Origin of the sequence: Solitalea lacus, assembly GCF_022014595.1 — a bacterium.
Lineage (GTDB): Bacteria > Bacteroidota > Bacteroidia > Sphingobacteriales > Sphingobacteriaceae > Solitalea > Solitalea lacus.
Genome location: NZ_CP091740.1, coordinates 2,939,273 through 2,955,568, shown reverse-complemented (window position 1 = coordinate 2,955,568; position 16,296 = coordinate 2,939,273). Strand labels below are relative to the sequence as shown.

Below are 16,296 nucleotides of genomic sequence, written 5' to 3'. Positions count from 1 at the left end.
TCTAACTTTAGACCACCTTTGAAAGTACATTTACAAATTATGGAAAACAATAAAATTTATGCTTTAGATTGGTTAAGAGACCTGTCAAGCTTTGTGGATTATACCCCAGTGTGGAGCTATGATCGGGAATTGGCCGTTTACGGTAGGTCTTATTCAAAAATGCTTGAATAATGCCGAAATTTTAAAGCCTAAAAAACATTTTTACCAATTACATCTCTAACATCTAAATTAATTACCTATGGCAAAGTTGAAAATCACAACTTTAGTTGCTCACTGGGAGGTCTAATCCAAGGTGGTCCCTCTATTTGTTCATGGGCAAATGGCAGGCTGGATATATTTGTAGTTGGGTTAAATCACCATCTTTATCATAAATGGTATCAAGGCGGTTGGAGTGGTTGGGAAGATTGGGGAGGATTACTTACGTCAGATCCTTATTGTGTCAGTTGGGGACCTGACCGTATCGATATTTTTGCAGCGGGTATGGATTCGGCTCTATGGCATAAATGGTGGGATGGTGCATGGCATGGATGGGAAAGTTTAGGGGGTATAATAACAACTGCCCCAACAGTTTGTTCATGGGCAAGCGGCCGATTAGATATTTTTGCCAGAGGAACCAACAATAGCTTATTCCATAAATGGTGGGATGGATCCTGGCACAATTGGGAAGACTTAAATGCCCAGGTATTTGGAAACCCCGGAGCTGTTTCATGGGGGCCAAATCGAATTGATATCTTTTTCCCTGGACAGAATAATCATATGATGCGTGGTGGGATGGATAATGGAGTGGCGTGGAAGATCTTAGTGGGGTATTAAGTTCTGGTGTTGGAGCTGCTTCTTGGGCATCAGGCCGATTAGATTGCCTTGTTATGGGTACAGATTCTGCAATGTATCATAAATGGTATGTTTAAATAACCTGTTCAATTTTCCGGGATCAAAAAATAATGATTCTGGTCCCGGAATATTTAATCATAGATTTATCTTGATTATAAGCATTTTATTTTGTTTAAATTTAGCAAAGTGTAAGTCAGCCCTTCAATCACATAAGATGGAGTCAAAGAATGTACAGTTAAATGACAGTATTTTTATTTCATTACCTGGCAAAGGTACCTCCGGTCTGCTTTGGCAATATAGGATCGAGAATGATGGAGTTATTGATCTGGAGAGAATTGATTATGAAGATGATGTTCATAAAATTGATTCAACCATTCCTGTGGGAACCTCAATTCCTGAAGTATTTAAGATTACAGGCCAGAAAAAGGGATCGACTAAAATCTTTTTTGAGCAGAGAAGGCCATGGGAGCATGGCTCTCCACCTTATGATACCCGTGAATTTGAAATCAATGTAGATTAATTATTGACTTTTCTTTTATAGGTTACAAAAGAATAATTGAACTGATTCTTTTCATCAGCATTGTGATCGGTTCTACACGCTTCGTCCCAATCGTTCAATGAAAAATCAGGAAAGAACGCATCTCCTTCAAACCCAGCCTTCACTTCGGTAACGTATAAAGTATTAGCCAGAGTTAATGCTTGTTTATAGATTTCAGCCCCTCCAATTACGAAAACTTCATTTTCATTACTGGTTATTTTCAGAGCTTCTTCTAACGAATTAACCACATCGCAACCTGGTATGTTTAGTTCAGTGTTCCTGCTGATTACAATGTTTCTGCGATTCGGTAATGGTTTTCCAATAGAATCATAGGTTTTACGACCCATAATAATTGTATTACCTGTGGTTAGCAGCTTAAAATATTTAAGGTCGGCAGGCAGATGCCAAATTAATGTATTGTTTTTACCGATAACGTTATTTTCAGCTTTAGCAACAACGATGCTTATTTTCATACTTTACCTTACTCTTCAATTCTATATTTATACAGCTACTGCTGCTTTAATGTGTGGATGAGGATCATACCCAGTTAGTGTAAAATCTTCGTACTTAAAATCAAAAATATCTTTGACTTCCGGATTGATTTCCATTTTAGGCAGTGGTCTGAAATCTCTGCTCAGTTGAAGTTTTGCTTGCTCCAGATGATTCAGGTATAAATGGGCATCTCCAAAAGTATGAACAAAATCACCGGGTTGCAGACCGCATACTTGCGCCACCATCATGGTTAATAAAGCATATGAAGCAATATTAAATGGAACACCAAGGAAAATATCGGCACTACGCTGGTAAAGTTGACAAGAAAGCTTGCCTTCTGCTACATAAAACTGAAAAAAACTATGGCAAGGAGGGAGCGCCATGTTTTCAATTTCTGCAACGTTCCAAGCACTTACGATAATACGCCGAGAATCTGGATTGTTTTTAATTTGATTTACAACCTGGATTATTTGGTCAATTTTTTTTCCATCGGGTGTAGGCCATGAGCGCCATTGTGATCCGTACACAGGGCCCAATTCACCATTTTCATCAGCCCATTCGTCCCAAATACTTACACCGTGTTCCTTTAAATAGGCAATATTGGTTTCGCCTTTTAAAAACCAAATTAATTCATGAATAATTGATTTGAGGTGAACTTTTTTAGTGGTTACTAATGGAAACCCTTCGCTGAGATTAAAACGCATTTGATATCCAAAAATACTAATTGTTCCCGTTCCGGTACGATCATGTTTTTCAACGCCGTTTTCCAGAACATGCCTCATTAAATCGTGATATTGTTTCATGAACTTTTCCTTTTTGCAAAATTAAAAAGCTGATATTAAAATCATACTTTATTTGAATATAAGTCTTAAATACAACTCACCTAAATCATGATAGTTTTAAATTGAGTTGCTTCAACGTTTTTTGCAGGGGCTTTTCATGTTAAATTTTTGAGGAGTAAAATTATTGGTACACTGTTTGATTAACTAAAAGTGAACTAAGTTTCTGAAATATTAAATAAAATAAATTATAGTAACAAGTTCTTGAATATCAGCCTCTATGAATACTAAAAATCCTAAATGAACAGCTTGCTACTAATAATAATAAATTAGTAATAATAATAGTTAGTTTTGTTCGGTGTTGGCCTGCAATAGTATTATTGTGGGCTTTTTTATGCATAATTTTTATTTTCGTTGCCAGATATGATTCTCTTTCCCAACGCTAAAATTAATATTGGCTTAAATATCGTTGAAAAACGAAATGATGGTTTTCATAATATCGAAACGGTATTTTATCCAGTAAAAATTCATGATTCTTTAGAGGTAATTGAGGCTGGCGAAACTCGTTTTTTTGCTTATGGTACCACTATTCCGGGAACTGCCGATGATAATATTTGCCTAAAAGCTTATGAATTACTGAAGCGTGATTATAACTTACCATCGATTCACATTCATTTATTAAAAAACATTCCGGTAGGTGCTGGATTAGGTGGGGGCTCAGCTGATGCGGCTTATATGATTCGACTTTTAGATCAAAAGTTTGAATTAGGATTGCAGACTCAGCAAATGCAGCAGTACGCCCGACAATTGGGAAGTGACTGTGCTTTTTTTATTGAAAATAAACCGGTTTTTGCTTACGGTAAAGGTGATGAATTTGTATCCCAGGAAATAGACCTTGACCGATACTTCTTGGTTTTGGTTAAGCCTCCTGTCCATGTTTCCACTGCTGATGCTTATGGTGGCTGTAAGCCGGCAAAACCAGCTTCATCTTTACAAATGTTGTTACACCTTCCCATTTTGGAATGGAAAGCTTTAGTTAATAATGATTTTGAAGCAACAGTATTCCCTAAATACCCGGAAATTGCTGCTTTAAAGAAAGAGCTTTATGATAATGGGGCCTTATATGCTTCTATGAGCGGTAGCGGCTCATCCGTATTCGGCATTTTTAAAGAACCAATACTACTGCCACAATTAGAAAAGGACAATAAAGTTTTTTACGGAGTATAAATATACTAGGCTGTAAATTAACTTATTGTAAATTTTGATTAGTTTAAGAACAAAATTTTTACTGATGCTTATGGAATAAGCTTTCTGGCTACATCTTAAGAGAAACTTAACTCTTATAGCCATGAAGAACCTGTTCACAAACACCCACGACTTAACTGAAATTGTTTTCGAGAACCGTAACCGCGAGTATGGAGCCTATCAATTACGTGCGCGTTATGATAAAACCATGCGTAAAGCCCTTTTTTCTTCTGTTGGGAGCTTGGTAATTTTAGGGGTAATAACAGTGAGCCTTCATTCTAAGGCTGATGAAGGGCCCAAAGTAATTTCAATTCCCTATGTAATTGACACCAGAAAATATGAAATCGTTCCTGACAAACCTTTGGAGCCAGAACTTCCTAAAAAAACAGCAAGTTTACCCCCTGCGGCAACCGTAAAAAGTACAGAGTTAACAGTTGTTCCCGATGAAAAAGTTGCCAAACCAGAACATCCTCCTACGAAAGAGGAATTGGAGGGAAAGGCAATTGGTAGTATTTCTTCTGAGAATACAGGAGCAGGAAATACCGAGAATATGATGCCAGGGAATGAAGGAGAAAGTCTCAATGGCACTGAAAATGGCAACAGTACAGCTGAAACACCATTTGTTCATGCCGAAGAAATGCCGGAGTATGAGGGTGGATTTCAAAAGATGTTCAAGTTTATAGGAAGGAATTTGCGTTACCCCAATATGGCTGTAGAAAATGATATTGAGGGAGCGGTAACGGTTCAGTTTGTGGTTGATAAGGATGGTAATGTATATAACGCATCTGTGTTGAAAGGGATTGGCGGAGGATGTGATGAAGAGGCCGTGAGAGTAGTAAAGTTGTTAAAGTTTAAGCCAGGTCGTCAGAATGGTCAACCCGTTAAAGTCCAATTTAGTTTGCCAATCCGATTTACGCTTAACAAATAACTAGTTATTCGTGATTGTTCATAATCATCTGTCTTAATTTTGTTGTGTGAATGCGCCGGAAAATAACTGGTGCATTTTTTTAATGTGCTGTTTTATAGTTACTTAAATTGGTTTAGTGTCTGGAAAAACCTAAAGATAGTTCGTTTTGGTAGACTCTTAATAGAAAGCGAATTTTAATCTTCATAATAAAATACAGACTGGATTGCGATTTTAGCATCGAAACTTTGATTAGTTGTTGGATATCTAAATTTTTATACATCCACTTATGAAAAACTATTGTTTGGTATGATTTTTTTAATACTTTTGCAATTAAACTACTAAACCGATAGGATTTATGTATAGCGAATTAATTGAACAACTTCAAAAAGAAGCAGAGGGATTAGATTTAGCTACTTCATTGACCTTGATTGCCACTCGTTTTCCAGGAAAGGTGTCTTTTTCAACCTCTTTCGGGATAGAGGATCAGGTTATTACTGATGCCATTTTTAGGTCAAAGGCAGCTATTGATATATTTACCCTCGATACAGGCCGTTTATTTAATGAAACTTACGAAGTTTATTCAAGAACTGTAGCTCGTTATAAACTTTCTATTACTCCATATTATCCAAATCAGGACGAAATTCAGCAGTTTGTTCTTAATAAGGGCATCAATGCTTTTTACGAATCGGTTGAAAATCGGAAAGAGTGCTGCCGTATTCGAAAAATAGAACCTTTGAAAAAAGCATTAGCGGGAACCGAAGTTTGGATTACTGGCGTTAGAGCTGAGCAATCAGAAAATAGGAAAGGTTTTCATCTGTTTGAATACGATCATGGATTTAACCTTATAAAATTTAATCCACTTCTAAATTGGACAGAAAAAGAAGTATTTGAGTATGTTAAGAAGAATGCCGTGCCATATAATCCTTTACATGATAAAGGTTTTGTAAGTATTGGCTGTCAGCCTTGTACCCGGGCCATAGAACCAGGAGAAGATCCGAGAGCCGGTCGTTGGTGGTGGGAAGATTCAAAGAAAGAATGCGGACTGCATACACAGTAATAGCTATAGTCCATGGTTTATGCATTACCCATGGTTTAAATTGATTTAGTGTTTTATTTTTCTGTGGACTGTACCTTGGTCTATAGACTCAAATGTAAAAATATGAATAACCATTTAAAGACATTAGAAGAAGAATCGATATATATTTTGCGCGAAGTGGCAGCGCAATTTGAACGTCCAGCCTTATTATTTTCAGGAGGTAAAGACTCCATTACCCTTGTGCATTTAGCTAGAAAAGCCTTCTTTCCGGCAAAGTTCCCATTTCCATTGGTCCATATTGATACCGGGCACAATTTTGAGGAAACCATTGTATTCAGAGACTGGCTGGTGAATAAAGTTGGGGCTCAGTTAATAGTGGGCTCTGTTCAGGAAAGTATTGATCAAAAGAAAGTGGCTGAAGAAACAGGTAAATATGCCAGCAGAAATGCCCTGCAAACGGTTACATTACTCGATACCATTGAGAAGCACAAATTTGATGCTTGTATTGGTGGAGCCCGTAGGGATGAGGAAAAAGCCCGCGCTAAGGAACGTATTTTCTCTGTACGCGATGATTTTGGTCAGTGGGATCCAAAACGTCAACGCCCTGAGATTTGGAATCATTTAAATGGAATGATCAATTTTGGTGAAAACGTACGCGTGTTTCCAATTAGCAATTGGACAGAACTGGATGTTTGGAGCTATATCAAACAAGAAAATATGGAGTTACCAAGCATCTACTTTACTCATAAAAGAGAAGTATTTGAGCGTGATGGTTTGATTTTTCCTGCTTCTCCTTACATCAACATGGATGGCGAAGCAATTTTTGAAACTGATGTTCGTTTCCGTACCGTAGGAGACATGAGTTGTACTGCTGCAGTGCTCTCAACAGCTGATAATGTGGACGATATCATCACAGAAATTAAGGCCTCTACTATTTCTGAACGTGGAGCTCGTTTCGATGATAAACGTTCAGAGGCTGCAATGGAGAAACGCAAGCTGGCAGGATATTTTTAAGAGATAAGAATTTAGAAGTAAAAATTTAGGAAATGTTAAAATGGGTGAACGAATGTGATATGTGTATAGAGGCTATAAATCGGTTCACCAATAACAGATAATCGATAACAGAGGACATAATATGGAATTACTGAAATTTTCGACTGCAGGAAGTGTAGATGATGGCAAAAGCACTTTAATAGGTCGTTTATTATATGATACGAACTCACTTACTACTGACCAAATTCAGGCAGTAGAGGCTGCAAGTAAACGTAAAGGGTTTGATTACCTTGATCTTTCTTTGCTTACCGACGGCTTAAGCGCCGAACGGGAACAAGGAATTACGATTGATGTGGCACATATCTATTTCAATACGGATAATCGCAAGTTTATTATTGCCGATACTCCGGGCCACGTCGAATATACGCGTAACATGGTTACCGGATCTTCGAATTCGCAGCTTTCCATTATTTTGATAGATGCTCGTAAAGGAGTAATTGAGCAAACACATCGACATTTTTTCATTGCCAATCTGCTGCAAATTCCGGAAGTAGTGGTTTGTGTAAATAAAATGGATTTGGTGGATTATTCTCAGGAGGTTTTTAATAAGATTCGTGAGGAATTTGAGCAGTTTGTGAAAGGATTTGACCGTTTGCATCAAAATTTAACATTCATACCGGCTTCATCGTTAAAAGGGGATAATATTGTAAATCCTTCAGAAAGCATGACATGGTACAAAGGACCTACCTTGTTAGCGTATCTTGAAAATGTTCAGGTAAATCAAGACATTAATACTAAAGATGCACGTTTTCCGGTACAGTACGTAATTCGTCCCCAATCAGAAGAGTTTCATGACTATCGTGGTTATGCAGGAAGGGTAGTAAGTGGCCAATTAAGTGTGGGAGATGAAGTGGTGGCACTGCCATCAAACTTAAAGTCTAAAATAAAACAAATTACCACGTTTGATGGTAATTTTGAAACAGTTGGCGCAAAACAATCCGTTACGCTTTTACTGGAAGATGAAATTGATATAACCAGAGGTAACCTGATTACGAAAGTCGGTAACGAGCCGAAGACGGATAAAGAATTTATAGCTCAGATTTGCTGGATGGATACAACTCCTTCGGTACCAGGTGGAAAATACATTATACAGCACAGTAATAATCGTGTTAAAGCGATGCTTCGTGATGTGGATTTCATTGTAAATACAAGTACACTTGAAAAAGATACAGAACGTAAGCAGTTAAAGTTAAATGATATTGCTCAGGTTCAGGTGAAAACTGCCCAACCGCTATTTTTTGATGCTTATGAGCAAAACAAAGCTAATGGTTCATTTATTATTATAGATGAAGGCAGCAAAAATACAGTGGCTGCCGGAATAATTTTGTAGTAGATAGGGATTATGAGTAAAGATGTAAGAAAGAATAGAAAGTTTGATTTACTTAATTCCCATCTTTGCTTTTTGATCTAATATCTTTGTTCTAAATTAAAACTATGAATATTAAACTCGAACGTAGGAATAACGCATATCATTTCGAAGCTGTTAATGAACAGGGAAATGTGTTAAGTATGGATGCAAACCCTGCAATTGGTGGCGAAAATAAAGGGTTTAGGCCAATGGAAACTCTTTTGGCAGGTTTAGGCGGCTGCAGTGCAATTGATGTGATTTCAATTTTAACCAAACAAAAAGAACCAATTCAAGACTTAAAAATCAGTATTGATGCAAAACGTATTGAAGGAGAGGTGCCTTCTTTATTTGAAGTAATTAATGTTGAATATCATTTCTTTGGTGAATTAAGTATCGAAAAAATTGAACGGGCACTGGCTTTAACGTATGATAAGTATTGTTCGGTAGCACAAATTTTAGGTAAATCGGCTAAGCTAAATTATACCTATAAGTTGAATTAATAGACTTCTTAACCCGTATTGAAATCCGGGGAAAATATAACCGAAACCCATGGCTTAAACCATGGGTTTTGTTTATCAATATATTAAGACCACTAAAAATAGTGTTTGCAGTTTAGAATAAGGCTCTTATCTTTGCAACACATTGAATTACCTCTTAGCATTCCACTAAGTACTGTAATTCTTATAAAGAAGAGGCGAGAGAACAGGCTCATTGACCCTCTGGCAACCGCCCAATACGGAAAGGTGCCAAATCCTGCCCAAGCTATTGTTTTGGCTTGGGAACTATAAAAATTACAAGATCATGAATCTAATAATAGTCTTAACTTTCAGGAAACTTAATATTCGTTTGTCATTGACAAATCGAAATATGTTTGCTTTTCAGTTTCTCATTCAGTCATTTTTTTATCCAAAAAATTTTTAGCCCATGTCTAATTTCGAAACCAACGCTATTCGTATTCAAGCAGAACGCTCAGGAGCCAAAGAACATTCAGTGCCATTGTACCTTACATCGAGTTATAAATTTGATGATGCAGAAGACATGCGTGCACTGTTTGCAAATGAGCGCGAAGGAAATATCTACAGCCGTTATTCAAATCCAAATACTTCGGAGTTAATTGAGAAAATGGCAGTTTTAGAAGGTGCAGAAGCCGGATGGGCCACTGCAACGGGGATGGCTGCTATTTTTACCACTTTTGCGGCGTTTTTAAAATCTGGTGATCATGTATTATCGAGCCGTTCTGTATTTGGTTCAACTCACCAGTTATTGGTAAACGTATTTCCTAAATGGGGTGTAACGTCAACTTATGCAGATTTAGATAAAACAGATGAATGGGAATCTTTAATTCAGCCAAATACCAAACTGATTTTTGTAGAAACGCCTTCAAACCCTGGGATCGATATTATTGATCTTGAATGGTTAGGTAATTTTGCAAAAAAGCATAAAGCAATTTTAGTTGTCGATAACTGCTTTGCTACTCCATATCTGCAACAACCAATTAAATACGGAGCCCACCTTTCTATTCACTCTGCTACTAAATATATTGATGGTCAGGGACGTACATTAGGGGGCTTGATTTTAGGCAGCAAAGAATTGATCACTGAAATAGAGGCATTTGCCCGTCATTCAGGGCCGGCCATGTCACCATTCAATGCGTGGGTTTTATCTAAAAGTTTGGAAACTTTAGCTGTTCGTATGGATCGTCATTGCGAAAATGCCCTTAAAGTTGCAGAATTCTTAGAATCAAATCAGGAAATAGAAGTAGTGAAATACCCTTTGCTAAAATCACATCCTCAATACGAAATCGCCAAAAAACAAATGCGCGCAGGAGGGGGGATTGTGACTTTTGTGGTTAAAGGTGGCTATGATCGCGCAAGCAAATTTATGGATGCCTTAAAGATGTTCTCTATTTCTGCTAATTTAGGCGATACACGTTCTATTGCCACACATCCGGCTTCAAGTACACACTCCAAATTGAGTGAAGAAGAACGCCAACAAGTTGGAATTAGCCAGGGTACAATACGTGTTTCCATAGGTCTTGAACATATTGATGACATATTAGCTGATATTAAACAAGCCCTGGAGCTTACAAAGCTTGCGCTTGCATAGAAATTCTTTCAAATTCAGATAACTCTGTAAAATCCCGAAAGTAAAAGCTTTCGGGATTTTTAATTCTCCCCCGAAAAATCCCGGGTTTGGTATAATACCTTAGGATCGTTATCCACTTCAATAAATAGTTAAAAAAACATTTACAATACTCTACTTATTCTGTAGATTTTATATATATTTGTCTTGTAAAGAAATTTATATGGAAAGCAAATATATAATACACTATCAGTTTACCTGTTGTAGTTAACTGTCAAAACAAAACAGTTGATTTTGCTCATTAGCAAATCAGTTTAATATTCAAATTTTTCAACTAAACTAACACTTAATAGAATGAAGAAATCATTACTACTGGCTATTCTTTTGTCCTTTTCGTTAGGACTATTTGCCCAAGATGCAGTTGTCATTAGCGGAATAATTAAAGATAAAGACTCATTGGAACCGCTCGCAGGAGTGTCTGTTCGCATAAAAGGAACAAATTCTGGTACTGCAACCAATAACGATGGCAGATTTGAACTAAAAACCCGTCAGAAGATACCTTTTATCCTCCTGGTAACTTTGATAGGCTTTCAGGCTCAAGAATTTGAAGTAAAAGACTTAAACCAATCTATCGTCTTAAATCTTTCAAGTATAAATATTCAGGCAAATGAAGTTGTGGTAACTGCTTCAAGGGTTGAGGAAAATATTCTAAAATCACCTGTAGCAATTGAAAAACTGGATATAAGAGCGATCAAACAATCTCCGGCACCATCATTTTATGATGCTTTGGAAAACGTGAAGGGAGTGCAAATGACTACTTCAAGTTTAACTTTTAAAGTTCCTAATACCCGAGGGTTTAATATTCCCAATAATTTTCGTTTTATGCAATTGGTGGATGGGGTTGACATGCAGGCTGCAACCTTGGGTGTTCCATTGGGCAACGCCATAGGCCCAACAGAACTTGACATTGCCAGTGTTGAAATTACTCCTGGGGCTGCTTCTGCATTGTATGGTATGAATGCTATTAACGGTATGTCCAATTTGTTGACCAAGAGTCCTTTTGTTTATAAAGGATTAAGTGTGTACAGCAGAACAGGGTTAAACCATGTCGGAGAGGGAACAGGCAGAGATATCAGTAATTTAACAGAAACAGCAATACGGTATGCCATGGCCTTTAATAACAAGTTTGCTTTTAAGGTTAATGCAAGTTATATGCAGGGAACTGATTGGTTATCGGACACTCATACAGACCAAAATCCGAATAACTTAAAAACGGCCAATCCTGCTTATGCTGCATTAGATGGTGCTAATAATATAGTTTTTGATGGCTGGAATAAGTATGGAGATGATGCATTAGCAGGAAGTAACACTGTCTCCCTCACCGGGTTAACAATTGATGGGAAAACTAATCAAACACTTACGGTTGCCCGCACGGGCTATTGGGAACGCGATTTAATTAGTCCTAAGGTAGATAATCTAAAGTTTGATGCCTCTCTGTTTTACCGCGTGAATGATCATTTGGAAGCATCTTATTCATATCGAATCGGAAAAATGGACGGAGTATTTCAACGTGGAAATAAAATTCAACTGGATAATGTAATGGTGCAAAATCATAAAGTTGAGTTAAAAGGAAGTAACTTTTTGGTAAGGGGATATCTGTCATTAGAAGATACAGGTGATTCTTTTAATGTAAAACCGCTTGCCGATAATATGGACTTATATAGTGGAGGCAGTGGAAGTGTTTGGGGCGCAAAATTCAAAAACGCACTGAATACCTACAGTGCCGAACACGGAGGAGCTTTGACTTCAGCTAATTTAGCTGCTGCAACACAATATGCCCGTCAACAAGCCGATGCCAGTCGTGTGCAGCCTGGAACTCAAGCATTTGAGGATTTAAAAAATACTATTATTAAGATAAATAACTGGGATATTAAATCAGCTACAATACCCGATGCCCCTGAAACAGGTGGCGCTGCCTTGGTTCAAAAAAGCCGGTTGTATAATTTGGAAGGTCAATGGGATCTGTCCAAACAGGTTAGATACTTTGATTTATTAATTGGAGCTGATGCTCGAATTTATGATATCATTCCGGATGGGAACAACTTTGTTGACTTTTCCCGTCCTATTGATGAGCGAAATACACCATTGGATGATGGAACTTTCGGCAACGATGTGTCTTATAAAAAGTTTGGCGGCTTTGTTCAGACCACCAAAACCTTCTTTGCAGAGAAACTGAAGCTGTTTGGTTCATTACGATTGGATTACAATCCAGAATTTCAGCCAAAGTTAACTCCTCGTATTGCAGCAGTTTATACACATGCCGACAAGCATAATTTTAGGGTAACTTATCAACAAGGATACCGTTTTCCGGCAATATTTGAAGCCCTTTCATATGTTAACAATGGCAGGGTAAAGCGTGTAGGAAGTTTGCCGGTTATTAATGAGGGATTAGGTTATCTTGAAAACAGTTATACTCAGGCTTCAGTGGTAAACTTTAACGCTGCTGTTAAAGCGGCTGGAAATACTGATGCTGCCGCATTAGCTAACAGAGATCTATTGAAAGTGGCTAATTTACCTAACGCCGGTCCTGAACGAATCAATTCTTTTGAAGTTGGATATAAAAGCATCGTGTTTAATAATAAGCTGGTAATTGATTTTGATGCCTATACAAACACTTATACGGGCTTTTTAGGCCAGGTGCAAGTGTATGTGCCCAAAGACGAAACGGTGGGCACTGACCCAGCCGTAATCGCAATGATTGATCGTAATCGTGATCCTAATCCAGGTACAGGAGGAAATGCTCCAAGTAAAGGCCAGGATCGTTATCGTGTTTATACCAATGCAAAAAATACTTACACCAACTTTGGTTCAGCGTTAGGCTTGACATACAATTTTTATAAAAGATACGTAGTTGGAGGAAATGTCAGTTTCAATAAAATGAAGGCAAATGAAACCTCTGATATTTTCGTAACAGGTTTCAACACTCCTGAATTCTCAGGGAATGTTTCATTTGGTAATCGTGAGCTGTTTAAAAATGTAGGCTTTAGTTTAATCTACAAATGGCAGACCCCCTTCTTATGGGAAAGTCCGTTGGTTACAGGTAAAATAGATGCCATTCACACTTTTGATGCACAAGTGTCTTTGGCTATTCCTCAGGCTAAAGCCAATGTTAAGGTAGGAGGTACCGACCTTTTCAATAGAAAATACCTGCAGTATGCAGGAGGACCGACATTGGGAGGTTTGTACTACGTAGCAGTTACATTTGATGGTTTGTTAAATAAATAGAATTAAAGAAAAACTCAATTGGTTGTCAGTAATAGCATAGTCGTATTTATATGGCTATGCTTATTATTTGCCAATATGGTTAAGGAGTATAAATAGCTGTTATTTAGATTTTTACTTAAAAAATGGCAACTTTTTTTTTTCATTATCGTACAAACGAACATGAAGAATTTCAAAGAAGTTGTACAATCTTTAAAACGGGGAGAAGAAGTAACTATAGAAATCAAATTGGAATTTGATGAACGCCATGTGCTTTTGCTAGCAGGGGTTTTAACAGTTACTATTTTCAACCTAATGATTTTCTAAAAAAAATATTATCCTCCGGTACTTGTCTAAAATATAGTCAAGTGTTTCCTTTTTTTTCTACAGTTTCAACTTTCAATAAGTTTTTAAGAGATTAATTAGTTAGGTATTTATTTCACTTGTTTGTTGTAATATTTTTAATAAATATCAATTGTCAGTGAGTTTTTAGCATTTATTACTTAACTGTTTTAAAACTCTTTTACACTTATTTTTTGAATCCTCAATAAAAGGTCTTATAATTGCATAATAATCCACATAATCCATAGACTATATAATTACAATATGCAAAGCTTCAGAACAGAACTTGAAAACCCGGTAGTAGAGCGTGACATTATTGAATTGGAGCGCAAAATTACACTATACCGTGAAGGGAAGATTGATGAAGAGAAATTCCGTAGTCTGCGTTTAGCGCGTGGTGTTTACGGTCAACGTCAGCAGGGTGTTCAAATGGTGCGTATAAAATTGCCTTATGGTAAGGTTACTATGCAACAGTTGGAGCGCATTTGTAAGGTTTCGGATGAATACTCAAGAGGAAGATTACACATTACCACTCGTCAGGATATCCAAATACATTATGTTAGTCTTGATCGTACCCCTGAGTTATGGGCAGAGCTTGAGCGTGACGACATTACTTTGAGAGAAGCTTGTGGTAATACTGTGCGTAATGTTACTGCTTCATCAATGGCTGGAATTGATCCAAATGAGCCATTTGATGTAACTCCTTATGCTCATGTCATGTTTGAGTATTTTCTGCGTAATCCAGTGTGCCAGGATATGGGACGAAAAGTTAAAATTGCTTTTTCATCATCAGAAAAAGATACCGCATATACATTTATGCATGACTTGGGTTTCGTTCCTAAAGTTAAAATCATTAATGGTGAAGAAGTTCGTGGTTTTAAGGTAATGTTGGCAGGAGGCTTGGGTTCGCAACCTTATTTAGCTGAGGTTGCTTATGAGTTTTTGCCTGTCAATCAGATTGTTCCTTTCTCTGAAGCAGTATTACGTGTCTTTGATCGTTATGGAGAACGTGTCAAAAGGCATAAAGCCCGTATGAAATATCTGATGCAGGATGTAGGGCTTGAGGGTTTCTTAAAATTGATTGAGGAAGAGCGCTTGGCTCTTAAATATAAGATTTTTGAGATTGATGGAACTGTTAGCCAGGAGCCGCAACTTCCTGCTTTAATCCAACTTCCTGATTTTGAAATAGCTGACAGTTCTAAGTATGAAAAATGGTTCAAAACCAATGTTTTCAAACAAAAGCAAGACGGTTATTTTGCTGTTGGACTAAAGATTGTGAATGGAGATATTCTAACTCCTGTAGCCCGTAAACTAATTGAAATTGTTAAAGAGCTTTCGGCAGATGAAATTAGGCTTACTAACACTCAGGGAATTTTATTAAAATATGTTCATGCTGCTCATTTACCATACTTGTTCTATAAGTTAGATGAGCTTGGTTTGGCGGAAATTGGCTTTGAAAGTACGGCCGATATTACTTCTTGCCCTGGTACTGATACTTGTAACCTTGGAATTTCCAACTCAACAGATATCACTCGCGAGCTGGAAAAGGTGATTTATGAAGAATACCCTGATTTTATTTTCGGCAATGATGTCTCTATAAAAATCTCAGGCTGTATTAATTCTTGTGGTCAACATGCCATGGCTGCCATTGGTTTTCACGGATCAAGTCTTAAGAAAGATAAGTTGGTACTTCCTGCTCTTCAGGTACTAATAGGAGGAGGTGTGCTTGGAGATGGTTTAGGCGCTGTTGCTGATAAAGTAATTAAGGTGCCAAGTAAACGTGGTCCTGAAGTATTGAGGATTCTTTTAAATGATTATCAGCAAAACGGAGAAGAGGGTGAGTATTTCTTAAGCTATTATCAGCGTAAAGGAAAAATCTATTTCTATGATTTATTAAATCCTTTAGCTGACCTAGCCAATATTACCGACGATGACTTCATTGATTGGGGACAAGACAAACCATATGTACAAGCTATTGGAGTAGGTGAGTGTGCCGGAGTTACTATTGACTTGATTGCAACCCTTTTATTGGAATCTGATGAGAAGATTGCAGGTGCTCAGGAAGCGTTTGAAAAGGCCGAATATGCAGACAGTATTTACAATGCCTACACCTCATATATTAACTCTGCTAAGGCTATTTTAACTTCTGAAGGTGTAAAAACCAATACACAAAGCGGTATTGTAAAAGATTTTGATACGCATTTGGTCCAAACTGCTAAAGTAAATCTTCCGGTTTCCTTTGAAGAGTTGATTTATCAAATCAACAAAAATGAGCCAACAGCTGATTTTGCAGCGTATTATTTAGATCAGGCTCGCAACTTTACCAAATTGGTTAAAGAATACCGTGAATCGATTTTAATTCAATAGTTAAATCTTTAAGAA

General features: G+C 37.3%; 15 protein-coding genes and 1 riboswitch. Of the genes, 13 read left to right on the top strand and 2 right to left on the bottom strand.

All coding sequences use genetic code 11. The features are described 5' to 3' along the window. Positions 1-39 precede the first annotated feature (39 nt). The 3 genes from L2B55_RS18890 (at position 40) to L2B55_RS12795 (ending at position 1,351) form a co-directional block, all read left to right on the top strand. Positions 40-171, top strand: coding sequence for a hypothetical protein (locus L2B55_RS18890; protein WP_255696448.1), 132 nt, complete (start codon positions 40-42; stop codon positions 169-171). 36 nt (positions 172-207) lie between these two features. Beyond that, positions 208-813: a PLL family lectin gene (locus tag L2B55_RS19120; protein WP_476749664.1), complete on the top strand. Its 606-nt coding sequence runs from the start codon at positions 208-210 to the stop codon at positions 811-813. A gap of 232 nt (positions 814-1,045) precedes the next feature. Beyond that, positions 1,046-1,351: a protease inhibitor I42 family protein gene (locus L2B55_RS12795; protein WP_237846313.1), complete on the top strand. Its 306-nt coding sequence runs from the start codon at positions 1,046-1,048 to the stop codon at positions 1,349-1,351. Here the strand turns inward: L2B55_RS12795 and L2B55_RS12790 are convergent. Together L2B55_RS12790 and L2B55_RS12785 are read right to left on the bottom strand one after the other, a co-directional pair. Then, positions 1,348-1,842, bottom strand: coding sequence for a dihydrofolate reductase (locus tag L2B55_RS12790; RefSeq protein ID WP_237846312.1), 495 nt, complete (start codon positions 1,840-1,842; stop codon positions 1,348-1,350). The two genes, L2B55_RS12795 and L2B55_RS12790, sit on opposite strands and share 4 nt — an antisense overlap. Before the next feature lie 27 nt (positions 1,843-1,869). After that, positions 1,870-2,664: a thymidylate synthase gene (locus L2B55_RS12785; protein WP_237846310.1), complete on the bottom strand. Its 795-nt coding sequence runs from the start codon at positions 2,662-2,664 to the stop codon at positions 1,870-1,872. Positions 2,665-3,063: 399 nt separating this feature from the next. Between L2B55_RS12785 and ispE the strand changes: the two genes are divergently transcribed. The 10 genes from ispE (at position 3,064) to L2B55_RS12735 (ending at position 16,281) form a co-directional block, all read left to right on the top strand. Further along, the gene (ispE, locus tag L2B55_RS12780) at positions 3,064-3,867 is read left to right on the top strand and encodes a 4-(cytidine 5'-diphospho)-2-C-methyl-D-erythritol kinase (RefSeq protein WP_237846307.1); all 804 of its coding nucleotides are present in this window, start codon (positions 3,064-3,066) and stop codon (positions 3,865-3,867) included. 121 nt (positions 3,868-3,988) lie between these two features. Next, positions 3,989-4,813: an energy transducer TonB gene (locus L2B55_RS12775; RefSeq protein ID WP_237846300.1), complete on the top strand. Its 825-nt coding sequence runs from the start codon at positions 3,989-3,991 to the stop codon at positions 4,811-4,813. A gap of 334 nt (positions 4,814-5,147) precedes the next feature. Continuing rightward, positions 5,148-5,849: a phosphoadenylyl-sulfate reductase gene (locus tag L2B55_RS12770; protein WP_237846299.1), complete on the top strand. Its 702-nt coding sequence runs from the start codon at positions 5,148-5,150 to the stop codon at positions 5,847-5,849. A gap of 102 nt (positions 5,850-5,951) precedes the next feature. Then, positions 5,952-6,842: a sulfate adenylyltransferase subunit CysD gene (gene cysD / locus L2B55_RS12765; RefSeq protein WP_237846298.1), complete on the top strand. Its 891-nt coding sequence runs from the start codon at positions 5,952-5,954 to the stop codon at positions 6,840-6,842. 121 nt (positions 6,843-6,963) lie between these two features. Then, positions 6,964-8,211, top strand: coding sequence for a sulfate adenylyltransferase subunit 1 (locus L2B55_RS12760; RefSeq protein ID WP_237846288.1), 1,248 nt, complete (start codon positions 6,964-6,966; stop codon positions 8,209-8,211). A gap of 104 nt (positions 8,212-8,315) precedes the next feature. After that, complete coding sequence (locus L2B55_RS12755; protein WP_237846282.1) at positions 8,316-8,729, top strand: OsmC family protein; 414 nt, start codon at positions 8,316-8,318, stop codon at positions 8,727-8,729. 178 nt (positions 8,730-8,907) lie between these two features. Next, positions 8,908-9,020, top strand: a riboswitch (SAM riboswitch). 133 nt (positions 9,021-9,153) lie between these two features. Next, a complete protein-coding gene (locus L2B55_RS12750; RefSeq protein ID WP_237846279.1) occupies positions 9,154-10,335 on the top strand; it encodes a trans-sulfuration enzyme family protein in 1,182 nt (393 codons plus the stop codon). Positions 10,336-10,665: 330 nt separating this feature from the next. Beyond that, positions 10,666-13,596, top strand: a complete 2,931-nt coding sequence (locus tag L2B55_RS12745) for a TonB-dependent receptor (protein ID WP_237846274.1) — start codon at positions 10,666-10,668, stop codon at positions 13,594-13,596. Positions 13,597-13,755: 159 nt separating this feature from the next. After that, positions 13,756-13,899, top strand: a complete 144-nt coding sequence (locus tag L2B55_RS12740) for a hypothetical protein (protein ID WP_237846273.1) — start codon at positions 13,756-13,758, stop codon at positions 13,897-13,899. A gap of 279 nt (positions 13,900-14,178) precedes the next feature. Then, positions 14,179-16,281, top strand: a complete 2,103-nt coding sequence (locus tag L2B55_RS12735; RefSeq protein WP_237846271.1) for a nitrite reductase — start codon at positions 14,179-14,181, stop codon at positions 16,279-16,281. The last annotated feature ends 15 nt before the right edge of the window (positions 16,282-16,296 follow it).